At 72.3% G+C, this 24238-nt stretch carries 25 protein-coding genes; 14 read left to right on the forward strand and 11 right to left on the reverse strand.

Features of this window, described 5'->3' with window-relative positions; translation table 11 throughout:
* Positions 1-3: 3 nt before the first annotated feature.
* From AC07EG_RS15830 to AC07EG_RS15860, 7 genes are all read left to right on the forward strand, one after another.
* Positions 4-321: a hypothetical protein gene (locus AC07EG_RS15830; RefSeq protein ID WP_478253814.1), complete on the forward strand. Its 318-nt coding sequence runs from the start codon at positions 4-6 to the stop codon at positions 319-321.
* A 19-nt stretch (positions 322-340) separates the two neighbouring features.
* Complete coding sequence (gene msrB / locus AC07EG_RS15835; protein ID WP_478253815.1) at positions 341-763, forward strand: peptide-methionine (R)-S-oxide reductase MsrB; 423 nt, start codon at positions 341-343, stop codon at positions 761-763.
* Between the two features lie 71 nt (positions 764-834).
* Positions 835-1719 (forward strand): TIGR04222 domain-containing membrane protein, encoded by an 885-nt coding sequence (locus tag AC07EG_RS15840; protein ID WP_478253816.1) that lies wholly within the window; start codon positions 835-837, stop codon positions 1717-1719.
* A 1-nt stretch (position 1720) separates the two neighbouring features.
* Entirely contained in the window at positions 1721-2626 is a 906-nt protein-coding gene (locus AC07EG_RS15845) for a TIGR04222 domain-containing membrane protein (protein ID WP_478253817.1), read from the forward strand.
* Positions 2627-2702: 76 nt separating this feature from the next.
* The gene (locus AC07EG_RS15850) at positions 2703-3599 is read left to right on the forward strand and encodes a TIGR04222 domain-containing membrane protein (RefSeq protein WP_478253818.1); all 897 of its coding nucleotides are present in this window, start codon (positions 2703-2705) and stop codon (positions 3597-3599) included.
* 1 nt (position 3600) lies between these two features.
* The gene (locus AC07EG_RS15855) at positions 3601-4401 is read left to right on the forward strand and encodes an MbnB/TglH/ChrH family RiPP precursor modification enzyme (protein ID WP_478253929.1); all 801 of its coding nucleotides are present in this window, start codon (positions 3601-3603) and stop codon (positions 4399-4401) included.
* Positions 4398-4745 carry an SCO6045 C-terminal-like domain-containing protein gene (locus tag AC07EG_RS15860; RefSeq protein ID WP_478253819.1) on the forward strand — a complete coding sequence of 116 codons (348 nt, stop codon included), beginning with the start codon at positions 4398-4400 and terminating at the stop codon, positions 4743-4745. Before AC07EG_RS15855 ends, AC07EG_RS15860 begins: the two co-directional genes overlap by 4 nt.
* Here AC07EG_RS15860 and AC07EG_RS15865 read toward each other — a convergent pair.
* The 5 genes from AC07EG_RS15865 to hemE form a co-directional block, all read right to left on the reverse strand.
* Positions 4716-6047 carry a CoA transferase gene (locus AC07EG_RS15865; protein ID WP_478253930.1) on the reverse strand — a complete coding sequence of 444 codons (1332 nt, stop codon included), beginning with the start codon at positions 6045-6047 and terminating at the stop codon, positions 4716-4718. The two genes, AC07EG_RS15860 and AC07EG_RS15865, sit on opposite strands and share 30 nt — an antisense overlap.
* A gap of 9 nt (positions 6048-6056) precedes the next feature.
* Positions 6057-6434 carry a hypothetical protein gene (locus tag AC07EG_RS15870; protein ID WP_478253820.1) on the reverse strand — a complete coding sequence of 126 codons (378 nt, stop codon included), beginning with the start codon at positions 6432-6434 and terminating at the stop codon, positions 6057-6059.
* Between the two features lie 61 nt (positions 6435-6495).
* Entirely contained in the window at positions 6496-7188 is a 693-nt protein-coding gene (gene hemQ / locus AC07EG_RS15875) for a hydrogen peroxide-dependent heme synthase (RefSeq protein ID WP_478253821.1), read from the reverse strand.
* Positions 7176-8579, reverse strand: a complete 1404-nt coding sequence (gene hemG / locus AC07EG_RS15880; protein ID WP_478253822.1) for a protoporphyrinogen oxidase — start codon at positions 8577-8579, stop codon at positions 7176-7178. Before hemG ends, hemQ begins: the two co-directional genes overlap by 13 nt.
* Positions 8576-9655: a uroporphyrinogen decarboxylase gene (gene hemE / locus AC07EG_RS15885; protein ID WP_478253823.1), complete on the reverse strand. Its 1080-nt coding sequence runs from the start codon at positions 9653-9655 to the stop codon at positions 8576-8578. Before hemE ends, hemG begins: the two co-directional genes overlap by 4 nt.
* Before the next feature lie 99 nt (positions 9656-9754).
* Here hemE and AC07EG_RS15890 point away from each other — a divergent pair, with 99 nt between their 5' ends.
* A complete protein-coding gene (locus AC07EG_RS15890; protein ID WP_478253824.1) occupies positions 9755-10321 on the forward strand; it encodes a DUF3000 domain-containing protein in 567 nt (188 codons plus the stop codon).
* Positions 10322-10323: 2 nt separating this feature from the next.
* Here the strand turns inward: AC07EG_RS15890 and AC07EG_RS15895 are convergent, their stop codons facing one another.
* From AC07EG_RS15895 to AC07EG_RS15915, 5 genes are read right to left on the reverse strand one after another with little or no spacing between them, the layout of a single operon-like run.
* A complete protein-coding gene (locus tag AC07EG_RS15895) occupies positions 10324-11892 on the reverse strand; it encodes a polyamine aminopropyltransferase (RefSeq protein ID WP_478253825.1) in 1569 nt (522 codons plus the stop codon).
* Positions 11889-12311, reverse strand: coding sequence for a DUF350 domain-containing protein (locus AC07EG_RS15900; RefSeq protein ID WP_478253826.1), 423 nt, complete (start codon positions 12309-12311; stop codon positions 11889-11891). Before AC07EG_RS15900 ends, AC07EG_RS15895 begins: the two co-directional genes overlap by 4 nt.
* A gap of 45 nt (positions 12312-12356) precedes the next feature.
* Positions 12357-13316 (reverse strand): hypothetical protein, encoded by a 960-nt coding sequence (locus tag AC07EG_RS15905; protein ID WP_478253827.1) that lies wholly within the window; start codon positions 13314-13316, stop codon positions 12357-12359.
* Entirely contained in the window at positions 13313-13741 is a 429-nt protein-coding gene (locus tag AC07EG_RS15910) for a DUF4247 domain-containing protein (protein WP_478253828.1), read from the reverse strand. Before AC07EG_RS15910 ends, AC07EG_RS15905 begins: the two co-directional genes overlap by 4 nt.
* A 27-nt stretch (positions 13742-13768) precedes the next feature.
* On the reverse strand, positions 13769-14377 hold the full coding sequence (locus AC07EG_RS15915; RefSeq protein WP_478253829.1) for a DUF4178 domain-containing protein: 609 nt from the start codon (positions 14375-14377) through the stop codon (positions 13769-13771).
* Positions 14378-15003: 626 nt separating this feature from the next.
* Between AC07EG_RS15915 and AC07EG_RS15920 the strand changes: the two genes are divergently transcribed.
* On the forward strand, positions 15004-15720 hold the full coding sequence (locus tag AC07EG_RS15920) for a response regulator (protein ID WP_040406084.1): 717 nt from the start codon (positions 15004-15006) through the stop codon (positions 15718-15720).
* A 62-nt stretch (positions 15721-15782) separates the two neighbouring features.
* Positions 15783-17036 carry an HRDC domain-containing protein gene (locus AC07EG_RS15925; protein WP_478253830.1) on the forward strand — a complete coding sequence of 418 codons (1254 nt, stop codon included), beginning with the start codon at positions 15783-15785 and terminating at the stop codon, positions 17034-17036.
* A 172-nt stretch (positions 17037-17208) separates the two neighbouring features.
* Here AC07EG_RS15925 and AC07EG_RS15930 read toward each other — a convergent pair whose 3' ends face one another.
* On the reverse strand, positions 17209-17889 hold the full coding sequence (locus tag AC07EG_RS15930; RefSeq protein WP_478253831.1) for a TetR/AcrR family transcriptional regulator: 681 nt from the start codon (positions 17887-17889) through the stop codon (positions 17209-17211).
* Positions 17890-18023: 134 nt separating this feature from the next.
* Here AC07EG_RS15930 and AC07EG_RS15935 point away from each other — a divergent pair, with 134 nt between their 5' ends.
* From AC07EG_RS15935 to AC07EG_RS15950, 4 genes are all read left to right on the forward strand, one after another.
* Positions 18024-20276 (forward strand): glycosyl hydrolase family 18 protein, encoded by a 2253-nt coding sequence (locus tag AC07EG_RS15935; RefSeq protein ID WP_478253832.1) that lies wholly within the window; start codon positions 18024-18026, stop codon positions 20274-20276.
* Between the two features lie 145 nt (positions 20277-20421).
* Entirely contained in the window at positions 20422-21612 is a 1191-nt protein-coding gene (locus tag AC07EG_RS15940) for a thiolase family protein (RefSeq protein ID WP_478253931.1), read from the forward strand.
* Positions 21609-23717 (forward strand): 3-hydroxyacyl-CoA dehydrogenase NAD-binding domain-containing protein, encoded by a 2109-nt coding sequence (locus tag AC07EG_RS15945; protein WP_478253833.1) that lies wholly within the window; start codon positions 21609-21611, stop codon positions 23715-23717. Before AC07EG_RS15940 ends, AC07EG_RS15945 begins: the two co-directional genes overlap by 4 nt.
* 80 nt (positions 23718-23797) lie before the next feature.
* A complete protein-coding gene (locus AC07EG_RS15950) occupies positions 23798-24145 on the forward strand; it encodes a hypothetical protein (protein WP_478253834.1) in 348 nt (115 codons plus the stop codon).
* Positions 24146-24238: the final 93 nt, after the last annotated feature.

The following is a 24238-nucleotide window of genomic DNA, read 5'->3' on the forward strand; positions in this document are numbered from 1 at the left end:
GGCATGGGCGCTGGCGGGAGCAGCACGGGCAGTTCGGACGACGAGCCGAACCCCCGGTTCCACGACGACCTCGTCGGGCTGGACCCGGCGGACCCGGAAGCCCAGGAGTTCGCCCGCCACCTCGACCGGATCGAGCGCTGCGGGCCGGCGTTCACCGTGGAGGCCTCGCTGGACGGGGTGGCCGACTTCGCCGACTCCAGCCACCGCGCCGGCGGTTTGCGCTGGTGGACCGCGGTCGCCGTGGTCTGCCTGATCCTGATCGGCGTGATCGTCGCCTCCTGGGACATCGTGCTGCGGACGCTGGCCTGGCTCGCCGAGTAACGTGGACGGCGTGAAAGGTATGAAACCCGTCGTCGGTGCCACCCCCCGCGTGGTGAAGTCCGAGCAGGAGTGGCGGGAGCAGCTCGATCCCGAGGAGTACGCGGTGCTCCGCGAGGCTGGCACCGAACGCCCGTTCACCGGCGAGTACACCGACACCAAGACCACCGGCGTCTACGAGTGCCGTGCCTGCGGCGCCGAGCTGTTCCGCAGCGACACCAAGTTCGAGAGCCACTGCGGCTGGCCGTCGTTCTACGACCCCGCCGACTCCGACGCGGTGCTGCTGCGCGAGGACCGCACCATGGGCATGGTCCGCATCGAGGTGCTGTGCGGTTCCTGCCACAGCCACCTCGGGCACGTGTTCGAGGGCGAGGGCTACGACACGCCGACCGACCAGCGGTACTGCATCAACTCGATCTCGCTGAAACTGGTGCCCAGGCCGTAACCCGTTCCGGGGACAAGCCCCTCACCCGCTCGATACCGTGGTGTTCACGCTTCGGGTGGGGAAGGGGTGCGATGGCTGACCCGTGGGGCCTGTCCGGCCCCGCTTTTCTCGGCGTCTACGCCGGGTGCCTGGCCGTGCCCTCGGTGGTGCTGATGGCGGGACAGCTCCGGGCTCGCTCGGCCGGCCGGGGGGCGGCACCCGGTCCGCTGGACGTCTGCCAGGCCGGTTTCCTGCGCGGCGGCGCCCGCCGTGCCACCGAGGTGGCGCTGGCCGGCCTGCTGGACCGCGGGCTGCTGCGGGTCGACTCCTCGGGCACCCTGCACCACACCGGTGGAGCCGGTGAGAACGAGCTGGAGCGGCACCTGATCGCGGGAGCCACCGGCGTGGCCGGGCGCTCGGCGGGGGCGCTGGTGGACAGCGTGCGCACCACCGGCACGATGCACGCCCTCCGGCACGACCTGGTCGTCAGGGGCCTGGTGGTCGACGAGAAGCAGCGGCGTGCCTGGTGTTTCACCGCGCTCGGGCTGTTTTCGGCCGCACTGGTGCTCGGCCTGGCCCGCTTCACCGCGGGGGCGGCGGACGGCTACCTGTTCCCGCTGCTGTTGCTGGCCGTGTCCGGGGTCATCGCCGCTTCGCTGTTCGCGGTCGCCCGCGAGGACGTGGCCACGGCGCGGGGCGTGGCGGCGCGTGCCGCGGCGGCGTTCCCCGGAACGACCGGATCGGTGGCCCAGCACGGGCTGCGGGGTTATCCGGAGGACGACGTGCGCACGGCACTGCTGTCCGGCTTGTTCCCGCCGCCCCGGCCGCGGCGGAGTTCGCGCCGGGGCCACGCCGGTGGCGCGGTGGTGGGTGGTTGTTCGTCGGTGGGCAGCGGCTGCTCGCTCTCGTCCGGCAGCGGCTGCGGTGGGAGCAGCGGCTGCGGGGGCGGCGGTTGCGGTGGGGGCGGAGGGAGCTGAGGTGGACGAGACCTGGGGCCTGTCCGGGTCCGGTTTCCTGGTGCTGTACCTGGTGCTGCTGGTCCTGCCGGGGCTGCTGGGCGGGTTGGTGACGCTGGGGTTCCGGCAGCTGCGGCGGTACCGCTCGGCGCCGGACGATTCGCCGTTGCCCAGCGACTACCACGTGGCGTACCTGGCGCGCGGGCCGCTGCGCGCGGTCGAGACGGCCATCGCCGCCCTGGTCGACCGCGGGGAGCTGCGGGCGGAGAGCAGCGGGCGCCTGTCCTCGATCGGCGGTGAACCGGAGGACGACCTGGAACGGGTCATCTTCGAGACCGGGTACCTCGGCACCACCGCGAACGAAGCGGCGGTGGCCGCGCTCAAGTCGCCGGAACTGACCGAGATCCGCCGTGAGCTGGAACTGCGCCGGTTGATCGAACCGGAGCTGCCCACGCACGTGATCTGGCTGGGCGTGACCGTGCTCTACGGGCTGGTCACCCTGTTCGGGCTGGTGCGGTGGTTCGCCGTGGTCACCACGAGCACGCCGATCGGCTTCCTCAGCTTCCTGATCTTCGTCGCCGCCGGCGCCACCGCCGCCGCACTGGCTCCCGCGCGGCGGCGGCCCCGGCTGCGCAAGACCGAACTGGGCAAGCAGGTGCTGCGCGCGTCGCGGCAGACGCTGACCGGCGCCACCCGCGAGGTCGCGCTGAACGGCGGCCTGTCCGCCTACCCCGATGCCGAGGTCGCACCCGCGCTGGAACTCAGGTTCAACCGCACGCGCCGCCGTCACGCCGGCACCAGCAGCGCGGGCGTGATCGCCGGAACGCTGCTCGCCGGGCTGGGCCACGGGGACAGCGGGGCCGGGGACGGCGGCGGCTGCGGTTCCGGGTGCGGTGGGGGTTGCGGGGGCGGCGGGGGCGGCAGCTGAAGCCGGTGGAATTACGGCCCTGCACCAGGGTGCGGTGGCTTAGTCTCCGGGCAGTCGCGGATTGGAGGGCCGACTGGTGGTGGAACCGTGGGGCATGTCGGGCCCGGTGTTCATCGGGCTGTACCTGTGTTCGCTGGCTGCGCCGCTGGTGGTCGCGCTGGTGGGCCGGATCGCGCTCGGCGCCGCCGGTGCGCGTCCGGCCACGGCGTACACGCCGGGCAACGTCTACGAAGTGGCGTACCTGGCGGGCGGCGCCGACCGCGTGACCGAAACGGCCGTGGCCTCGCTGCTCGAACGCGGCACGCTGCGCGCCGACAGCAGCGGCCGGGTGCACGGCGCCGGTGCCGAACCCGCCGATCCGGTGGAACGGGCGGTGCACGGCGTGGTCGTGCGCCGGGGCGGCGTCCGGATGCCGGACCTGCGCAAGGAAATGCGGACCGCGGAGGTGCTCCGCGGCATGGAACGGCACCTGGTGCAGGCCGGCCTGGTCCGGTCCAGGACGGGCTCCGCGGTGCTGCGCCGCGTGGTGCACCTGCTCTACCTGGCCGTGCTGGTGCTCGGCGTGGTGCGGCTGGTCAACGGGATCATGCTGGACCGCCCGATCGGCGTGCTGATCGCACTGGTGGTGGTGGCCGCGGTGGCGACCTTCACCGCGGGCGCGCTCGCCAAGGCGGGGCCTCCCGCCCGGCCGACCGCCCAGGGTTCGGTGCAGCTGGCCAGCGCCAGGAACTGGCAGGCCCAGCAGCCGACCGGCCGGTCCGGTGGTGCCCCGCCGCGCTGGTCGGCGGGGGCGCCGGTGCTGGCGGGGGCCGCGGGCGCGGTCGCGCTCGGCGGCCTGGCGATGTACCCGGACGAGCAGATGCGGTCGGCGCTGGCGGCACCGAGTCCCGGCGCGTCCGGTGGTGACAGCGCCGGTGGTTCCTCCTGCGGTGGTGGTGGCGGCTGCGGTGGCTGCGGGGGTTGTGGTGGCTGAACTGCCCCGGCTCGGCGTCGGCATCGGCTGGCGGCCCGAACTGGACCTGTCCGTACCGCGCCTGCCCGGGGTCGACTGGGTGGAGGTGGTCGCGGAGAACCTCCAGCCCGCCGCGCTGCCACCGGCGCTGACCGCCCTGCGCGACCGCGGCCTGCCGGTGCTGCCGCACGCGGTGTCGCTCTCCCTCGGCGGTGCCGAGGAACTGGACACCACACGGGTCGAGCACCTGGCCGAGCTGACCGCGGCGCTCGGCGCGCCGGTCGCCAGCGACCACGTGTGCTTCGTCCGCGCGGGCGGGCTGGACGCCGGGCACCTGATCCCGCTGCCGCGCACCCGCGAGGCGCTGGACGTGCTGGTGGACAACGTGAAACTGGCGCAGTCGATCCTCGGTGTGCCGTTCGCGCTGGAGAACATCGCCGCGTTGCTGGAGTGGCCGGACCCGGAGCTGAGCGAGGCGCGGTTCCTCACCGAGCTGACCGAGCGCACCGGCTGCCTGCTCATCGTGGACGTGGCCAACCTGTACGCGAACGCGCGGAACCTCGGCAGCGATCCGGTGTCCTTCCTGGACGAGATCCCGCTGGACCGGCTGGCCTACCTGCACGTCGCGGGCGGCGAGGAGCACCACGGCGTCTACCACGACACGCACGCGCACGCGGTGCCACCGCAGGTGCTCGACCTGCTCGGTGAACTGCGGTCCAGGGTGGACCCGCCGGGGGTGCTGCTGGAACGGGACGACGCCTACCCCACCGACGCCGAACTGGCCGCCGAACTGGCGGCGATCCGCGCGGTGGTCGAGGCGTGAGCCGGGCGGAACTGGCCGCCCGGCAGGCGGAACTGCTGCGGGCGCTGCTCGCCGGCGGCCCCCCGCCGGCGGGGTTCGACCAGGGCCGGGTCGAGGTCGAAGTGCGGGCGCTGCGGGCGAAACGCCGCCGGGTGATCGCCTACCTGCGGCCCGAACTGCCGCAGGAACTGGGCGAGCGGTACGCACCGCTGTTCGACGAGTACGCGGCCACGCACCCCCGCGAGGAGGGCGTGCGGATGCGGCAGGACGCGGAGGACTTCGCGCACTGGCTCACCGCCAGGGGTGAGCTGAAGCAGCCGCGGTGGTGGCAGCGGTTACCAGGACGGGCGGTCCGTGCCCGGTAGCCGGGTGCCTTCCGTCCACCGCGGATCCGCACCGGGCACCGGCACGAAGGTGAGTTCGCCGTACGGGCTGGGCAGCTTCGCCAGCAGGTCGTCGACCGCGTAACCGGTTCCGGTGGGCTCGCGGCGGCCCAGGGAGTCCAGCCATTCCGCGGTGTGGGCGAGCGCCACCTGACCGCGCCAGCCACCGCCGTCGCGCACCGCACGCCGCAGGGCGGTCATCACGGTGGCCGCGGCCAGCCAGCCGGTGGCGTGGTCGAGCGCCTGCGCGGGCAGCGGGCGGGGCTGGTCCAGCCCGGCGTGCGCGGCGATGCCGGAGGCCACCTGCACCAGGCTGTCGAACCCGCGGCGGTGGCGCCACGGGCCGTGCGGGCCGTAGGCGGACAGGTCGAGCACGATCAGGCCGGGGAACTCGTCGGCCAGTTCCTCCGGGGAGAAGCCCCAGCGGGCCAGCGCACCCGGCCGGAACGACTGGACGAACACGTCCGCCCTGGCCAGCAGCTTGCGCAGGCGGGCGCGCCCGGCGTCCTGGGTGAGGTCGGTGAACGCGGTGCGCTTGCCGAGCCCGGTGTCCAGCCACAGCGGTTCGAGGCGCGGCAGGTGGGCGGCACCGAGGTGCAGCACGTCGGCCCCGTGCGCGGCGAGCACCCGCCCGGCCACCGGCCCGGCGATCACGTGGGTCAGTTCGAGCACCCGCACCCCGCCGAGCGGCCGGTCCGAGTCGAACAGGCGCTTCGGTGGTGCGTCGCCGGTCTGCCGCAGCTCGACCAGCGGCTGCCCGGCGACGGCGGCGCCCTGGGGGTGGTCGAGCCAGTCCTGGCGGGTGCGCAGCAACGCGGCCGCCCCACCGGCGGCGGTCACCGCTTCCTGCACCTCACGGGCCCGCCGCTTGGCGACGGCCTCGGTGACGGCCGCGGGGGTGGCGGCGGTGCCGAGCCCCCAGCAGACGGCGGCGACGTGGCGCGGGTGGTTGCAGTGGAGCCGGACCCACCCGTCGGCGGCGAGGTAGTCACCGGTCAACGGGGCCTCGAGCGCCCCCGGTTCCCGGCCGTCGACCCGCAGGTGGCGCTCACTGCGGAAGGCCGCCGCCGCGTGCCGCAGCTCCACGGCCACCGGCTCCGGTGTGATCCCCCTGAGGCGAAGCAGTTCGGCCGCCGCCACCGTGGTCACGCCGATGCTCGCCGCCGCGGCCGCCGCCACCCGGTAGGGACCGGGCAGCACGGACTCCGCACCGCTGACCCCCACCGGCGACGGCAACTGCTCCCCGGTCACCCGCCGCCACAACGCGGCAATCTCTTCCTCGATCACAGTCCCTCAGTTGGTGTCGGGCCGCTGACCACGCAACAGCTCGAGGATCGCGTCCAACTTGGTGGAGTGCTCGTCCAGCTTGGTGGAGTGCTCGTCCAGCTTGGTCGAATGCTCGGACAGAGTCCGACTCTGTGAAGCCAGCGTCCGGCGCATCTCCGCGACTTGGCCATCGAGATCGGTGAGCCTGCCGTCGAGCAGACCTACCTTGCCGTCGAGTAGGTCTACCTTGCCGTCGAGTAGGTCCACTTTGCCGTCGAGCAGGTCCACCTTGCTGTCGAGCAGGTCTACCCTGCCTTCGAGTCGTTTCACCCGCTGACCGGTCTCGGTCAATAGATCGTAGACGTCATCCACGTCGTGCCGGAGCTGCCGCTGTCTGCGTTCCATTTCAGGCATCATACGGAGCAGCTTACCGAGCCACCGCGAAGTGGCATATGCCACCTCTGTCCTACGGCAGGTTCAGCACCAACTCCGCCGGTGGCACCCGCGTCCCGGTGTAGAAGGGGATCTCCTCCCGCACGTGCAGCCGCGCTTCCGTGCCGCGCAGGTGGCGCATCAGGTCCACGATCCGGTGCAGCTCGTCCGCTTCGAAGGCCAGGATCCACTCGTAGTCACCCAGGGCGAAGGAGGCGACGGTGTTCGCGCGCACGTCCGGGTAGTCCCGCGCTTCCTTCCCGTGGTCGGCGAGCATCTTGCGGCGGTCCTCGTCCGGCAGCAGGTACCACTCGTACGACCGCACGAACGGGTAGACGCAGACGTACTTCCGCGGGTCCTCCCCCGCCAGGAACGCCGGGATGTGGCTGCGGTTGAACTCCGCGGGCCGGTGCAGCGCGACCTGGCTCCACACCGGCACCGAAGCGCGGCCGAGCGGGGTCCGCCGGAACCCGGTGTACGCGGCCTGGACCTGCTCGATCTCCTCGGCGTGCCACCAGATCATGAAGTCGGCGTCGGCACGCAGGCCGGCGACGTCGTACACGCCGCGCACCACCACGCCCTTGCTTTCCAGGCCGTCGAGGAACTCGGTGGTCTCGCGCGCGGCGGCGCCGCGGTCCTCGGGCAGCCGGCCCGGTTCGGCCCGGAACACCGACCAGGCGGTGTAGCGAATGGTGTCGTTCAGCTCGTGGTAGTTCAGCCGCGCCATGCGTCCATCTTCGCAAACTCCGCGAGCCTGGTGGCGGCGGCGTCCGCGGTGGCGACGCAGGCGGGAACGCCGACTCCGTGCAGCGTGGCGCCCGCCACTTCCAGGCCGGGCACCCCGGCCACGGCCCGTTCGACCGCCCCGACCAGTCCGGCGTGCCCGGCGCCGTACTGCGGCAGCCCGCCACCCCAGCGGGTGACCACGGAGTCCACCGGCTCGGCCCGCACCCCGGTCAGTTCGGCGAGGTCGTCGAGCACCAGCCGCACGAGTTCGTCGTCATCGCGGTGCAGCGCCCCCGGCTCACCGAAGCGGCCGACCGAGCCCCGCAGCAGCACCGGGCCACCGGTGTGGTGCGCCCACTTCCGCGCCGAGAAGGTGAACGCCTTGACCGCGAACGGCCTGCCGTCGGCCCGCCGCTCCGACGCGCCGACCAGCACACCGGAGGCGTCGGGCAGCTCGGTACCGGGCGGCAGGGCCAGCCCGATCACCGCCATCGACGCCAGTTCCACCCGCGCGAACGCCGCCGACGCCGCCGGAACCACCCCGTCCAGCAACCGCCGGGCAGCCGGGGCGGGCACCGCCAGCAGCACCGCGTCGAAATCCACGGTGGACTCCTCGGGCACCGCGCCGACCACCAGGCGCCAGCCGCCGGCCGACCGCCGCAACTCGCGGACCGTGGTCCCGGTGCGCACCTCGGCACCGGACGCGACCGCCAGCCGGTCGGCCAGCGCGCCGAGCCCACCGGGGAGCGTGCCGAACACCGGAGCGCCGCTGGGTGCCGCGGGCACCAGCGATGCCGCCGCTTCGGTCAGCGACGCGGCCCCGCGGTCGAGCGCACCGGCCAGTCCGGGCATCGTCGCGCGCAGGCCGAGGCCGTCCGCTCCCCCGGCGTAGACCCCGCCGAGCAGCGGGTCGACCAGGCGGTCCACCAGTTCGTCCCCGAACCGCGCCCGCAGCAGCCCGCCGAGCGGCACGTCTTCCGGCGGCAACTCGACCGGGGGCAGCGACGGCTCCGCGGCCACCGCGGCGAGCCCCTCGGCCGAGAGCACCCCGGACACCGCTTCCGCACTGGCCGGCACGCCCATCACCGTGCCGGGCGGCAACTGCCGCGCCTGCCCGTCCGCACGCACGGTCGCCCGCGCACCGGTCGGGTGCACCACGTCCAAACCCAGTTCACGCGCCAGGCCGAGCGCCTCCGGGCGCCGGGCCAGGAAGGCTTCGGCACCCAGGTCGAACGGCCGTCCCGCCAGGCTGCCGGTGCGCAGCTTGCCGCCGATCGCCCCGGCCGACTCGAACACGGTCAGCTCGGCCGCCGGGCCGAGCAGGCACCGCAGCCGGTGGGCCGCGGCCAGGCCGGAGACACCGCCGCCGACCACCGCGATCCGGGTGCTCAAAGCGAGTGCACGAGTTCGACGACCCGGGTGATCACCTCGGGATCGGTGTCGGGCAGCACCCCGTGGCCCAGGTTGAAGATGTGCCCGGCGGCCGCGCGGCCCTCTTCGGCGATCCGGCGCACCTCGGCCTCGAGCACCGGCCACGAGCCGAACAGCAGCGCCGGGTCCAGGTTGCCCTGCACCACCGGCGCCGACCCCGGCCGGGTGGCGGTCAGCCGGCGCACGGCCTCGTCGAGCGGCACCCGCCAGTCGACGCCGACCACGTCGGGCCCGGCGTCACGCAGGTCGGAGAGCAGTTCACCGGTGCCGACGCCGAAGTGGATCCGCGGCACACCGGCGTCGGCCACCCCGGCGAACACCTTCGCCGAATGCGGCAGCACGAACTCGCGGTAGTCACGCGGCGAGAGCGCACCCGCCCAGGAGTCGAACAGCTGGATCGCGTCGACGCCGGCGGCGATCTGCACGCGCAGGAAGCCGAGCGCGATGTCGGCGAGCTTGCCCGCCAGCGCGTGCCACAGCTCCGGCTCGGAGTGCATCAGCGCCTTGGTGCGCTCGTGGTTGCGGCTCGGGCCGCCCTCGATCAGGTAGGAGGCGAGCGTGAACGGCGCGCCGGCGAATCCGATCAGCGGCGTGTCACCGAGCCGCTCGACCAGCAGCCGCACGCCTTCGGCGACCGGCACGACCTGCTCGGCGTCCAATTCGGGCAGCGCGGCCACCGCGGCGGCGTCCCGCACCGGGGAGGCGACCACCGGGCCGGTGCCCGCGACGATGTCGATGTCCACCCCGGCCGCCTTGAGCGGCACCACGATGTCGCTGAACAGGATCGCCGCGTCCACCCCGTGCCGTCGCACCGGCTGCAGGGTGATCTCCGCGAGCATCTCGGGGTCGAAGCAGGCGTCGAGCATCGCGGTGCCCGCGCGCAGCTCGCGGTATTCAGGCAGGGAACGCCCGGCCTGCCGCATGAACCAGACCGGCAGGCGATCGGGGCGTTCGCCCCGCGCGGCCAGCAGGAACGGGGCGCCGGGCAGCGCGCGGCGCGTGGTGGCGCTCGCGGGCGCCGAGCTAGGAGAAGACATCGGATACATCGTGCCACGCGCGAGGTCAGGGCCGATTTCCAGGCGGCTGACGGCGCGTCCGCCAGCTCAGCGGGCACTTTCCGGCTTACAGTCCAGGGCGTGACCGCGATGACGCATGCGCCCGACCTCTTCCGCGAAGCGGTCGCGGCATTGGCCTCCGCGCGCTCCCGTCCGGAGGTGGTCCTGGCGCCGATGCGGGCCCCGCAGCGGCTCGCCCCGTGGGCGTACGCGCTGAGCTGCGAGGTCACCGGCCCGGCCGACGTGCTGGCTTCGGGCAGGCTGGTGCTGCTGCACGACCCCGACGGTCAGGAGGGCTGGAACGGGGTGCTGCGCCTGGTCGTCTACGTCCGCGCCGAACTCGACCGCGAACTGGCCACCGACCCGTTCCTGCCCGCGGTCGGCTGGTCGTGGCTGACCGACGCGCTGGAGCACACCGGCGCCGAATACACCTCATTGGGTGGCACGGTCACCGAGACCTCATCGGCGCGCTTCGGCGACATCGCCGGTCCGTCCCGCACCGACGACCTGGAGCTGCGGGCGTCGTGGACCCCGGTCGACGCGGCGCTGCGGCCGCACGGCGAGGGCTTCGTCCAGCTGATGGCCAGCGTGGTCGGCCTGCCGCCGGTGGGCGTGTCCCTGTTCGAGCAGCGGACCGGATCCCAGTAGTTCTAGTAGTTGCGCCATTCGTCCTTGGCGTATTCGAGGACCCTCGGCTGCATCAACGACGACGAAGGCACGTTCGGAATGCGCCGCCGGTCCACCGGGAAGACCGCCGCCGCCCGCAGTGACTCGGTGTCCAGCGAGCGCAGGGCCGGAGTGGCCGGGGAAAGCCGTAGCTCGGGTTCGCCTTCGGCGGCAGCCAGGTGGAAACCCCAGTCGCCGAAGCTCGGCACCGAGGCGTGGTACGGCACCGTCCGCAACCCGGCTTCGCGCAGGGACGACTCGACGCACCAGTAGGACCGCGGGGCGAAGTACGGCGAACCGGCCTGCACGACCAGGCGTCCGCCGTCGGCCAGTGCCCGCCGGACCAGGGCGTAGAACTCCACCGAGTACAGCTTCGCGGTCGCCGTCGAGTCCGGGTCGGGCATGTCGACGATGATCGCGTCGTAGCGGACGGCGTTGTCCCGCAACCAGGTGAACGCGTCGGCGTCGACCACCCGGGCGCGCGGGTCGTCGAACGCGCCCTGGTTCATCGCCCGCAGGTCGGGCTGGGTGCGGGCCAGCCGCACCACGCCGGGGTCGAGTTCGACCAGCGTCACCTGCCGCACGTCCGGATAACGCAGGACCTCCCGCAGGCCGAGGCCGTCGCCGCCGCCGAGGACCAGCACGTGCTCGCGCGCGCCCGCGAGCACCGGGTGCACCAGCGCCTCGTGGTAGCGGTGTTCGTCGATCGAACTGAACTGCAGGTCGCCGTTGAGGTAGAAGCGGACGTCGGCGGGGCCGCTGAGGCCGATCGATTCGGTGAGCACGATTTCCTGGTACGGCGTGCGCTCGGCGTGCACCACGGGGTCGGCGTAGAGGGCCTGCCGCGCGGACAGTTCGAACTGCCCGGCGAAGGCGAAGGTGGCGGCGAGCACCGCGGTGACCACGACCGCCGCGGCCGAGAGCCCCGCCCGGGTGCGCCGCCGCAGCCGCCTGCGGAACACGGTGAGCACCAGCCCGAGCCCGGCGATCGCGTTCAGCGCGCCGACCAGCAGCGCCCCGCGGATCTGGCCGAACACCGGCAGCAGCACGAACGGGAAGGCCAGGCCGCCGAGCAGCGCGCCGACGTAGTCCGCGGCGAACAGGTCGGCCACCGCGCTGCCCGCGTCCTGCCGCCGGATGCGCTGCAGCAGCACCATCAGCAACGGGATCTCGGCGCCGACCAGCACGCCGAGCAGCAGCGCGATCACCACCAGCGCGGGCACGTACAGGCTGAGCCAGGCGTAGGCGGCGTAGAGCAGGAGCACGCTGAGCCCGCCGAGCAGGGCGAGCGCGATCTCGATGCCGGCGAACGCGGCCTCGGCGCGGCGCTGGAGCGGTTTGGCCGCCAGCGCGCCGACGCCCATCGCGAACACCATCACCGACAGCACGATCGACGCCTGGCCGACGGTGTCGCCGATCAGGTAGCTGCCGAGCGCGACCAGCGCCAGTTCGTAGACCAGCCCGCAGGCCGCGCAGACGAACACGGCGAGCAGGACCGCGGCCCTGGCCAGCCGCGTGCGGGGCGCCTCGGTGCCGGTCTCGGTGCTCGTCACGTGATGGCGGCGGCGATGATCGCGCTGACCGCGACGTGCACCGCGGCCGAGACCCACACCGCCGGGTGCGGTTCGGGCCGGGCCAGGAGCTCACCGAGCTTGCCGGGCGTGGCCAGGTCGAGCAGCACGAACGCGACGGCCATCAACGCGAGCCCGGCCAGGCCGAAGACCACGGTGGAGAGCAGGCCGGTGACCAGGTCGCTGTCGCTGGTGATGATCGCCGTGGTGACGATGACGCCGACGCCGAGCAGCCCGGAGGCCAGCAGCACCGACGCGTTGCGGTTGCCCTGCACCCAGATCAGCTCGCGGAGCTTGCCCGGCGTGGCGAGATCGACCAGCACGAAGCCGAGCGCCATCAGGATGGTGCCGACCGCGCCGTAGGCCAGCGTGGCCAGCAGGCCGGAAACGAGTTCGGACATGGTCGCCTTTCAGTGGTTCAGTTGGTCTTTCCCAGCGCCCAGCAGCTACTGCCCCGGCCACGGCGGCTGTTGCCGCCCCGGCGGTGGCGGCTGCTGGTGTCCAGGCCGCGGCTGCTGGTGCGGCGCCCCGGGCTGCCCCGGATGAGGCCCAGCCGGTCCCCGCGGCGGTTGCCCGGAAGGCGGTGGCCCCGACGGGGAAGGCCCGGCAGCACTCGGCGAAGAAGGCGGTTCCCCGGTCGCCTGCCCCGGCGAAGCCGCCTCCTTCTGCCGTGCCCGCGCCCGCATCCAGAAGCCCAGCCCCACGCACAGGACCACCCCGGCCCCCAGCCCGGACAGGGTCAGCGTGGTGCTCACCGGGAAGTCCGAACTGCCGGCCCGGCCCAGCGGCGGCACCGGGCGGTCGGCGGGCGGCGGGGTCGGCACGGCCTGCATGGCGCCCGCTTCGATCATCAGCAGCGGCAGGCCGAGCGCGGCGTGCCCGGTGCCGGCGACCGGGTCCTCGACCAGCGCCGGGCCGTGCACGCCGAGCCGGGCGAAGTCCGCTTCCCGCGGCAGTTTCGCGCTGCCGAACTCCGGCGAGCCTTCGACCCGCACGGAAACCCCGTCCGCGAATTCGCTGCTCTCCCTGGTGTACCCGACCGACACCCGCGTCTCCAGCCACCGCGAGCAGTTGCTCGCCACCGTGCCCGGCCCACGGCTGGAGCCCACCTGCACGTTCTTCGTCGAGCCGTCCTCCAGGCGCCACCCGAAGCAGACGCCGTACACCTTCTCCAGCTCGGCGAGACCGGCGCTCAGCTCCTGCGCCGCGTCCGGGGTGAAACCGGGAACCGCGCCGCCGTCGTACCTGGTGTCGCTCGAGAACGCGGTGGTGTCCGCGTTGTGGAACTCCCCCGGTCCCGGTGGCGAGGTGCCGCTGGACCCGCTGATCACGGCCCACACCACGCCCGCCACCAGCAGTCCGCAGAAGATCCAGGCGCAGCCCCTGGCCTGCTGCTCCTCGCTCATTTGCCCGCCCCCGGCCCGCGCCCGCGGAAGTCACCGCCGTGGGTGGAGGTCCAGCCCCACGACCCGCTGGTGTGCCCGTAGCGGCGGTGGGCCCGCTCGGCGTCCATCACCTGGATGGTCGAGCCGGTGCCGCGCGGGGTGATCACCACCGCGTCCGAGGAGTACCGCAGGTAGATGCCCGAGTTGTCGGCCGACTGCGCCAGCGGCTGCCAGTCGGTGACGATCAGGGTGGACACCGCGCTCGGCTTCTTGGCCGAGGTGTAGGAGAGCACCCCGGAGTCGAAGTCCTGCGAGGTGTCGCGGTCGAACTCGTTGTCCACGAAGCTCGCCACGCTCGTCCCGCCGAAGAACAGCAGGTTCACCGCGATGATCAGCGCGATCACCGCCAGTATCCCGCCCAGCACGAACCACAGCAGGTGTTTCACGTCGTCCTCTTCCCCAGTCCCGCCCGGTCAGTGCCCCGGCGGGTAGATCCGCACCTCGTACCGCGACAGCACCTCGCCGCGGCTGACCTCCCACTTGCCGCCGTCGCCGTAGGACTCCAGCGAGAGCCGCGCGTCGTCACCCGCGGCGTAGTCCTGGTAGTGCACGGTGCCCTCGGCGTCGAGACCGGTGGTGCCCTCGGCGGTGAAGCTCGCCGTGCCCGAATCCTTGTGGTGGTAGGTCCGGCCGTCCAGCGCGATCTCGGGGCCCGGCTCCACCACCACGTCGGTCAACGCGGTGAACAGCACCAGCTCCAGGTCCGGGTCCTCCTCCACGGACAGCCAGTACCGCCGGCCGCCGGGGTCCTCCAGCAGGTGCTCGGTCCAGGACCAGCCGTCCTCGGTCAGCCGCAGCGTGCCGCGCACGGCGTGGGATTGGCCGCGGATCTCGGCGATCGCGCCGGGACCGAGGGTGCGGGGGTCGCCGCGCACCGCGTCCACGTCGGCGGAGCCGAACGGATCGGCGCCCGGCACCGGTTCCGGGGATTTCACCCGGCCGCGGCGGGACAGCAGCACACCGATCACCACCAGTGCCACCAGCACCAGAGCGAGCAGCACCAGCACACCAATATCAACCATTCGAGTGAAACCCCCATAACGCCGGGCGACCGGAATCGGGTCGCTCGCGGTGTCCGCCGGGCGGACGGCCACACTCTAACGACCCGCCTGGGCCGAGGTGGGCGGTTTGCCGGGACCGGGCTTCAGCGGATGGGGGAAGGCCCGGCCCCCGCCGGCCGGAAACCCGCAGTCCGTCACGGAGCCGGAACGCGATAAGTCCGGTTTGCCTGTTTCACGCCTGATCATCCGGTTGCCCGGCGGACAACTCAGGCTGGTGGTCCGCCCCGGCACCCGGCCGCCCGCCTCCCCCGACCGGCCCTAGCGACGGCCGCGGAGTACCCGCGAGAGTGTTCCCCTGCGGATGCACGTAGCGAATGCACGCCCATCCGGGTGGCAGCAACCTCTGTTCATCGCCGGTCTCCGGGGATCTGTTAGCCAGTCACGCATTACTACCCCGATCGTGTGACCGCAACGTCACGGAGTAACGACTCGATCCAGATCCGTACCCGTTCGATCCCCCCACTGACCCTCTCGGGCGGCTAGAGCGCCTTCGACGACACCACTTTCGGTCTAAGGCTGGCGCGGCTGATTGGCCGAAAGTCCCGGTGCCGGTCGGGGGGCACGACCGACTCCAGGGAGGTAGTGACGTGGCTGCCGTCGGCTTATCTCAGGCCGTCCGTTCCACGCCAGCCGGTGCATTGCCGGCGAGCATGGTTCCGCACCCGCGGGAAGAACTTTTTTCCGTACTGGTGGTCGATGACCACCCGTTGTTGAGGGAGGCAATCGCAGCAAGACTCGCACAGATGGGTGCGGGCACGGTTCACGAGGCCGCCACGGTGGCCGAGGCGAGGGCGAGGGCGACGGCCACCGGGCCGTGCGACCTGGCCATCCTCGATCTCGGCCTGCCCGATGGCAGCGGCATCGAGCTGGTTACGGAACTCCGTAGCCACGGCTGGCCTCGTGTGGTCGTGCTCGCGTCCTCGGACGACCCGTACGCGGTTCGTTCGGCGTTCCAGGCGGGCGCCCAGGCATACCTGCTCAAGTCCGCGTCGCCGGTGGTCGTCACCGACGGCGTGCGCAGGGTGCTCGAGGGCGGCGTCTACGCCGATCCGAGCGTCGCTCCGGTCCTGGCCACCGGCACGAGGGTCGCGGGCACCGACAACACCCCGCGCGAGCTGTCCGCTCGCGAGGTGGAGGTGCTGCAGCTCGTGGCCGACGGCCAGTCCAACAAGGAAATCGGTGAGGAGCTGAGCCTCTCCGCGCTGACGGTGAAATCCCACCTGTCGCGGATCGGCCGCAAGCTCGGCACCGGTGACCGGGCGCAGATGGTCGCACTGGCCATGCGCGCGGGCGTCATCCGCTAGTCAGGGCTCTGCCGCGGTAAGGGCCGACCAGGCGCGGTCGGCCCTTACCGTAGGGTCGTGGAGTGGATACCGCTGATCAGGACGGCGCGACGCCCGATTCGCCGGCGCCGATTCCGCTGACGGAACCGGCCGAAGGTACCCCCGGGGTCATCGCCGACCCGGAGGCGCTGGCGCACGCCTGCGCCCGGCTCGCCGATGGCGCGGGCGCCATCGCGGTGGACACCGAGCGGGCCTCCGGTTACCGCTACTGGCCCAAGGCCTACCTGGTGCAGCTGCGCCGGGAGGGCGTGGGCTCCTTCCTCGTCGACCCCATCCCGCTCAGCGGGCAGCTGGGGCCGCTCGCCGACGTGCTCAACGGCGCCGAATGGGTGCTGCACGCGGCATCCCAGGACCTTCCGTGCCTCGCCGAACTGGACCTGCGGCCGACGGCGTTGTTCGACACCGAGCTGGCCGGGCGGCTGGCCGGGTACGAGCGAGTCGCGCTCGGCACGCTGGTCGAACTGCTGCTCGGGTACCGGCTGGAGAAGGGCCACAGCGCGGCCGACTGGTCACGGCGCCCGCTGCCGGTGGACTGGCTGAACTACGCCGCGCTGGACGTGGAGCTGCTCATCCCGCTGCGCGAGAAGCTCGAAGCCGAACTGGAGGCCCAGGGCAAGCTGGAGTGGGCCCGGCAGGAGTTCGAAGCGGTCCGCACCGCTCCGCCGCCCCCGCCGAGGGCCGAGCCGTGGCGCCGGGTCTCCGGCATCCACAAGATCCGTTCCCCGCGCGGGCTGGCCGCGGTGCGGGAGTTCTGGCAGATCCGCGACGAGATGGCACGCAAGCGCGACCGCGCACCGAGCCGGGTGCTGCCGGACAGCGCGATCGTCAGCGCCGTGCTCGCCGACCCGAAGTCCACCGCCGAACTGCAGGCGCTGCCGGTGTTCAGCGGCCGGGTCCAGCGCAAGTACGCCTCGACCTGGCTGCGCCCGCTGCAGGTCGCGCGGTCGCTGCCCAAGTCGGAGCTGCCGCTGCCCGCGCAGCCGACCGACGGCCCGCCCCCGCCGAACCGCTGGGCCGACAAGGACCCGGACGCCGCCGCGCGGCTGTCGGCGGCCAGGACCGCGCTGACCGCACTGGCCGAGCACCACCGGCTCCCGGTGGAGAACCTGCTGCTGCCCGAGCTGGTCCGCCGCACCTGCTGGCGCCCGCCGGAGCAGCGCGACGAGGCCGGGGTCGCCGAGGTGCTGCACGCGGGCGGCGCCCGCCCGTGGCAGATCGAACTGACCACACCCGCACTGGCCAAAGCACTGCTCGCCCACCCGGAAAACAACACTTAAACCCGAGGGCACCGCAAGGCGATCACCCGCACCTACTGACGCCCGCCGGAGCAGCGCGACGAGGCCGAGGTGCTGCGCGCGTGGGCGGCACTGGGAGCACTTCCAGGCGATCACCCGCCGGACCAGCCACTCGCGCGGGCGTTCCGGCCAGCCGCGCCCGCGAAACCAGCACCTACACCCGCGAACACGCCAAGGCGACCGCCCGCAGCAACTCCAGCCCCGCCGCGCGAACCGAACCACTCGCGGCGGGCAGCCCGGCCAACCGCAGCACCGCATCGGCGCCGTGGCGCGCGTGGGCTTCCACATCCAGGTCCGGGTTGTCCCGGCGGGCCGTGGCGATGCTCTCCACCAGGCCGAACGCCAGGCTGGTGCAGATGTCCAGCGCGGAGGGCGCCGCACCGGCTTCGGCGATCAGGGCCCGGTAGCAGTCCTTCAGCTCGGCCCGCGCGGCCCGGAACTCGGCCAGGTTCAGCGCCTTGACCTCGGGCAGCAGGCACAGCACGCCCAGGTTGTGCCTGGCCGCGCCCAGCAGGCGGAGGTCGGAGTAGCTCAGCGCCCACAGCCGGATCTCGGCCGGTGCCAGTTCGCCCAGCAGTTCCCTGGCCACCGCCACCGACGGGTCGACCGTCTCCGCGAGCAGGGCGGCGAGCAGGTCCTCCTTGGCCGGGAAGTGGTAGTAGATCGACGCCTGCCGGAGCCCGGCCAGTTCCGCGATCGCGCGGGTGGTGGTGGCGGTGTAGCCGGTGGTGGTGAACAGCTCGGCCGCCGCGTCGAGCACGGCCTCGCGGGCTTCGTGCCTGCTCGCCGCCGCACCGGTGGCCCGCGGCCTGCCCACCCCGCCCGAATTCCGCACCCTGGAATGGTGCCAGGTGCGAGCCGGGTGGGCTGGATCGACCCAGTTGAACAATGGTCTATACCTATCACCGGCTGCCCGCTAGCGTGAAATGGTCTGGACCACCCTCCCGTCCTCGCGCAAAGGATCAGCCCATGCGGCACACCCCACGCCGGTTGCTCAGCGCAGTCCTGTCCTTCCTGCTCGCCATCAGCGTCTCGGCGGCGCTCGGCAGACCCGCGGCGGCCGCGGGCCCGCTCACCGCGGCGTTCACCCTCACCGGCACCACCGGCCAGTACCAGGTGACCAACACCGGCTCGGCCGCGGTCTCCGGCTGGACGATCAGCTTCCGGCTGCCCGCCGGCGTCACCGCGAGCAGCGGTGAGCACGCCACGGTCACCCAGAACGGCACCGAGGTCACGCTGACCCCGGCGCACTACATCAGCACCCTGCAACCGGGGAAGTCGACCTACCCGTACAACCCGGCCTTCCGGCTCAGCACGGCGGCCAACCCGACCGCGTGCCGGATCGCCGGCGCCAACTGCGACGGTTCACCCGACACGCCACCGTCGGCACCGGGGAACCTCCAGGCCACGGTGAAGACCACCAAAACGGTGACGCTCAGCTGGTCGGCCTCGGCACCCGGGTCGCTCCCGGTCGCCGGTTACGACGTGTTCAACGGCACCGCGAAGGCCGCCGCGGTCACCGGCACCACGGCGACGATCACCAGCCTGACCCCGAACACCGAGTACTCGTTCACCGTGGTCGCCAAGGACACCGCCGGGCTGGCCTCCCCCGCCTCCGCACCACTGGCCGTGCGCACCAACAACCCCGCCGACGACACCCAGGCCCCGACCACGCCGGGCAACCTGCACGCGACCGGCTCCGACGCCGCCAGCGTGTCGCTGGCCTGGACCGCGAGCACCGACAACACCGGCGTCGCCGCCTACGACGTCTACCGCGGCGGCACCCTCGCCACCACGGTGACCACCACCAGCGCGAAGATCGCCGGGCTCTCACCGTCCACTTCGTACAGTTTCACGGTCCGCGCCCGCGACGGCTACGACAACACCTCGGCACCGAGCAACGCGGTCACCGCGAAGACCGGCGACATCGTCGGCGGTTACGCGAAGATCGGCTACTTCGTGCAGTGGGGCATCTACGGCCGCCAGTTCTTCGTGCGCAACCTCGACACCAACGGCGCCGCGGCGAAGCTGACCCACCTCAACTACGCCTTCGGCAACATCGACCCGGTGAACCTGACCTGCCTGCAGGGCGTCACGAAGGGCACCACGCCGAACCCGCAGGACCCGAACCAGGGTGACGGCGCCGGTGACGCCGAAGCCGACTACGGCCGCCCGATGTCTTCAGCGCAGTCGGTCGACGGCGTGGCCGACACCGGCTGGGAGAAGCTGCGCGGCAACTACAACCAGCTCAAGAAGCTCAAGGCGAAGCACCCGCACCTGAAGGTGCTCATCTCGCTGGGCGGCTGGACCTACTCGAAGTACTTCTCCGACGTGGCCGCCACCGACGCCTCCCGCAAGAAGTTCGTCAGCTCCTGCCTGGACATCTACCTCAAGGGCAACCTGCCGGTGTACAACGGCGCCGGCGGCCCCGGCACGGCGGCGGGCATCTTCGACGGCATCGACCTCGACTGGGAGTGGCCGGGCGCGGAGGGGCACCCCGGCAACCACGTCAGCCCGGCCGACAAGGTCAACAACACCCTGCTGATCGACGAGTTCCGCAAGCAGCTCGACGAACTCGGCGCGCAGCAGGGCAAGCGCTACCAGCTGACCGCGTTCACCCCGGCCGACCCGGCGAAGATCGACGCCGGCTGGGAACTGGGCCCGGTGGCGAAGTCGCTGGACATCTTCAACGTGCAGGGCTACGACTTCCACGGCGCCGGCAGCGACAACTCGTGGGAGCCGAACCGGACCGGGCACCAGGGCAACCTCTACACCGACCCGGACGACCCGTACAACTTCCACTTCAGCGTGGAGAACGCGATCAAGCCCTACCTCGACGCCGGGGTCAACCCGCGCAAGCTGACCGTCGGCCTGGCCTTCTACGGCCGCGGCTGGCAGGGCGTGACCGACGGCGGCAAGGCCGGTGAGTGGCAGGCGGCCGGCGGCGCGGCGCCGGGGCAGTTCGCCGAGGAAGCCGGGACGCGCGGTTACTCGAACCTGATCGCCAGCGTGCCGAACTGCACGGTGCACCACGACGAAGCCGCGGTGGCGACCTCCTGCTTCACCGGCAACGGCGGCCAGTGGTGGACCTTCGACGACGCGTGGGCGATCGGGAAGAAAACCGCGTGGATCAAGAGCAAGGGCCTGCTCGGCGCGATGATCTGGGAGATGTCCGGGGACACCGGCGTGCTGATGACGGCCACCGACAACGGGCTCAGGTGAGCCGGGCGCACTGACCGGACCGCCGGCACGTGGTGTCCGCCACTCGACTGGACCACAGCGCTGGTTACCGACGGGTAACCAGCGCTATGGTCGCGGGTAACCACTTACCCGATCGAGTTGAGGAGCACCCGTGTCAGCACGAGCAGTGCGCAACGTGGCATTCGTCGAGGGGGTGCGCACACCGTTCGGCAAGGCAGGCGACAAGGGCATCTACGCGGGTACCCGCGCCGACGACCTGGTGGTCAAGGTCATCCGGGAACTGCTGCGGCGCCACCCGGAACTGCCGCCCGAGCGCGTGGACGAGGTCGCCATCGCGGCCACCACGCAGACCGGTGACCAGGGGCTGACCATCGGCCGCACCGCGGCCCTGCTGGCCGGGCTGCCGAAGTCGGTGCCCGGTTTCGCCATCGACCGCATGTGCGCCGGGGCGATGACCGCGGTCACCACCACCGCCAGCGGCATCGGCTTCGGCGCCTACGACATCGCCATCGCCGGCGGGGTCGAGCACATGGGCCGCCACCCGATGGGCGAGGGCGTGGACCCGAACCCGCGCATCATCGCCGACAAGCTGGTCGACCCGACCGCGCTGGTGATGGGCCAGACCGCGGAGAACGTGCACGACCGCTACCCCGCGATCACCAAGCAGCGCGCCGACGCCTACGCCGCGCGCAGCCAGGAGCGCTACGCCGACGCGGTGAAGGCGGGCAAGATCGGCCCCGAACTGGTCCCGGTCGCCACTCGCCACACCGAGCTGGGCTGGGGCCTGGCCACCGAGGACGAGCCGCCCCGCCCCGGCACCACCGTGGCGCAGCTCGCCGGGCTCAAGACCCCGTTCCGGCCGCACGGCCGGGTCACCGCGGGCAACGCCGCCGGCCTGAACGACGGGGCCACCGGCGCCATCCTGGCCGCCGAGGAGGTGGCCACCGAGCTGGGCCTGCCGGTCGGCATGCGGCTGGTCGGCTACTCCTTCGCCGGCGTCGAGCCGGAGGTGATGGGCATCGGCCCGGTGCCCGCCACCGAGAAGGTCTTCGCCCGCACCGGCCTGTCCATCGAGGACATCGGCCTGTTCGAGATCAACGAGGCCTTCGCCGTGCAGGTGCTGGCCTTCCTCGACCACTTCGGCATCAGCGAGGACGACCCGCGGGTCAACCAGTGGGGCGGGGCGATCGCCTGCGGCCACCCGCTGGCCTCCTCCGGGGTCCGGCTGATGACGCAGCTGTCCCGGCAGTTCGCCGAGCGCCCGGACGTGCGGTACGGCCTGACCACCATGTGCATCGGCATCGGCATGGGCGGCACGGTCATCTGGGAGAACCCGGCTTGGGAGGGGAACGAGTGATTTCCGCAGCAGAGGCGAAGGCCGCCTTCCCCGACGAGGTGGTGACCCACGCGGTCACCCGGCTGATCACCGTGCCCGGCCTGGACGGCCAGGTGGCGCTGATCACCATCGACAACGGCCACGACCACACGCGGCCGTCGACCTTCGGCCCGCAGAGCCTGGTCAGCCTGAACGCCGCCATCGACGCGGCCTTCGCGGCCGAGCCGGTGGCGATCGCGGTCACCGGCAAGCCGTTCATCTTCGCCGTCGGCGCGGACCTGTCCGGGGTCGAGCAGATCGCCGGGCGGGACCTGGCCCGCCAGATCGCGCAGACCGGGCACGACGTGTTCCGGCGGCTCACCGAGTCGCAGATCCCGACCTTCGCCTTCGTCAACGGCGCGGTCATGGGCGGCGGGCTCGAACTGGCGCTGTCCTGCCACTACCGCACGCTGTCCGAGAACACCGCGGCGATCGCGTTCCCCGAGGTCTTCCTCGGCCTGTTCCCCGGCTGGGGCGGCACGCAGCTGCTGCCGAACCTGATCGGGCCGGACGCCGCGGTCACCGTGATCATCGAGAACGCGTTGAGCCAGAACAAGATGCTCAAGCCCGCGCAGGCCGCGGAACTGGGCATCGTGGACGAGGTCTTCGGCTCGGCGGACTACCTGGAGCAGTCGCTGCTGTGGCTGGCGAAGGTGGTGCGCGGGGAGGTCACCCCGGCGCGGCGCGAGATCGACCGCGGGGCGGGGTGGGACCGGGCCACCGCCCGCGCGAAGTCCATTGTGGACGCCAAGACCAAGGGCGCTTCGCCTGGCGCGAACAAGGCCGTGGAACTGCTGGAGCTGGCGCGGGCAGGCGACCTCGACCGCGGGTACGCCGCGGAGACCGAGGCGCTGGCCGACGTGCTGATGACCGACACGCTGCGGGCCGGGCTGTACTCGTTCAACCTGGTCAACAAGCGGGCCAAGCGACCGGCCGGGGCGCCGGACAGGTCGCTGGCGCGGCCGGTGAACAAGGTCGGCATCGTCGGGGCGGGCCTGATGGCCAGCCAGCTGGCGCTGCTGTTCGTGCGGCGGCTGAAGGTGCCGGTGGTGCTCACCGACATCGACCAGGAGCGCGTGGACAAGGGCGTCGGCTACGTGCACGGCGAGATCGACAAGCTGCTGGGCAAGAAGCGGCTCTCGCCGGACGCGGCGAACCGGCTCAAGGCGCTGGTGTCCGGCTCGCTCGACAAGGCGGCCTTCGCCGACGCGGACTTCGTCATCGAGGCGGTGTTCGAAGAGCTGGGCGTCAAGCAGCAGGTGTTCGCCGAGGTCGAGGCGCACGTGAAGCCCGAGGCGATCCTGGCGACGAACACGTCGTCGTTGTCGATCACCGAGATGGCGTCGAAGCTGGAACACCCGGAGCGGGTGGTGGGCTTCCACTTCTTCAACCCGGTCGCGGTGCTGCCGCTGCTGGAGATCGTGCGTGGTGAGCGGACCGACGACGCCTCGCTGGCCACCGCGTTCGCCGTGGGCAAACAGCTGAAGAAGTCGAGCGTGCTGGTTTCGGACGCACCGGCGTTCGTGGTGAACCGGCTGCTGACCCGGTTCCTCGGCGAGGTGCTGGCCGCGGTGGACGAGGGCACGCCGTTCGAGGTGGCCGACCGCGCGCTGGACCCGCTGGGGCTGCCGATGTCACCGCTGACCCTGCTGCAGCTGGTCGGGCCGCCGGTGGCGCTGCACGTGGCGGAGACCATGCACCGGGCGTTCCCCGACCGGTTCGGCGTGAGCCAGAACCTGGCGAAGTTCGTCGAGGCCCGCAAGTCGGCGGTGTGGCAGTGGGACGACCAGGGCAACGCCACCGTCGACCCCGAGGTCGCGGCGCTGTGGGAGCGGGGTGATCGGCCCTCCACCGAGGAGCAGTTGCGGGAGCGGGCGCTGTCGGTGCTGGCCGAGGAGGTGCGGATCATGCTCGACGAGGGTGTGGTCGCCGAGGCGCAGGACATCGACCTGTGCCTGATCCTCGGGGCGGGCTGGCCGTTCTGGCTCGGTGGCATCACGCCGTACCTGGACCGGAGCGGGGTCTCGGAGAAGGTCAACGGGAAGCCGTTCCTCGCGCCGGGAGTCGCTTCGGTGCCTTCCGCCTGAGTTCCCCGGCCTACTACGCGACGTCATACGACGTCGCGTAGTAGGCTGCGCTCCGGCGGGAGCGAAGGAGTTTTGCGCGGATGAACTTGCTGTACAGCACCCTGGTGGTGCTGCACCTGGTGGGCATGGCGGGCATCCTCGGCGGGGTGGCCGGTGAACTGATCGCCCGGCGGGCCGGGGTGCCGACGCTGGTGCTGCACAGCGCGGCCCTGCAGGTCCTGACCGGTGCGCTGCTGGTCGGCCTCGCTTCGAGCGGGCTGGTCGCGGCCGAGCCGGACAACGTCAAGGTGGCGGTGAAACTGGTCGTCGCGCTGGTGGTGCTGGTGTTCGCCTTCGAGGCGCACAAACCCGGGAAGCTGCCGCGAGCCGGGCTGCCGCTGGTCGGCGGCCTGGCGCTGCTGAACGTCGGCGTCGCCGTCTACTGGTAACCGCGGTGGTGGGGGGGGGGGGGGGGGGGGGGGGGGGGGGAGAAAAAAAAAAAAGAAAGAAGCAAAGAAAGGGGGGGGAAGAAAAGGGGGAGA

The organism is Amycolatopsis sp. NPDC045836 (assembly GCF_056431745.1).

Bases quoted from the DNA above. Each gene is read 5' to 3' on its own strand.
- hemE (WP_478253823.1), bottom strand. From the start codon at position 9,655: ATGTCTTCTCCTAGCTCGGCGCCCGCGAGCGCCACCACGCGCCGCGCG.
- AC07EG_RS15935 (WP_478253832.1), top strand. From the start codon at position 18,024: ATGCGGCACACCCCACGCCGGTTGCTCAGCGCAGTCCTGTCCTTCCTG.
- AC07EG_RS15840 (WP_478253816.1), top strand. From the start codon at position 835: ATGGCTGACCCGTGGGGCCTGTCCGGCCCCGCTTTTCTCGGCGTCTAC.
- AC07EG_RS15950 (WP_478253834.1), top strand. From the start codon at position 23,798: ATGAACTTGCTGTACAGCACCCTGGTGGTGCTGCACCTGGTGGGCATG.
- AC07EG_RS15905 (WP_478253827.1), bottom strand. From the start codon at position 13,316: ATGAGCGAGGAGCAGCAGGCCAGGGGCTGCGCCTGGATCTTCTGCGGA.
- msrB (WP_478253815.1), top strand. From the start codon at position 341: ATGAAACCCGTCGTCGGTGCCACCCCCCGCGTGGTGAAGTCCGAGCAG.
- AC07EG_RS15915 (WP_478253829.1), bottom strand. From the start codon at position 14,377: ATGGTTGATATTGGTGTGCTGGTGCTGCTCGCTCTGGTGCTGGTGGCA.
- AC07EG_RS15830 (WP_478253814.1), top strand. From the start codon at position 4: ATGGGCGCTGGCGGGAGCAGCACGGGCAGTTCGGACGACGAGCCGAAC.
- AC07EG_RS15900 (WP_478253826.1), bottom strand. From the start codon at position 12,311: ATGTCCGAACTCGTTTCCGGCCTGCTGGCCACGCTGGCCTACGGCGCG.
- AC07EG_RS15870 (WP_478253820.1), bottom strand. From the start codon at position 6,434: ATGGAACGCAGACAGCGGCAGCTCCGGCACGACGTGGATGACGTCTAC.
- hemQ (WP_478253821.1), bottom strand. From the start codon at position 7,188: ATGGCGCGGCTGAACTACCACGAGCTGAACGACACCATTCGCTACACC.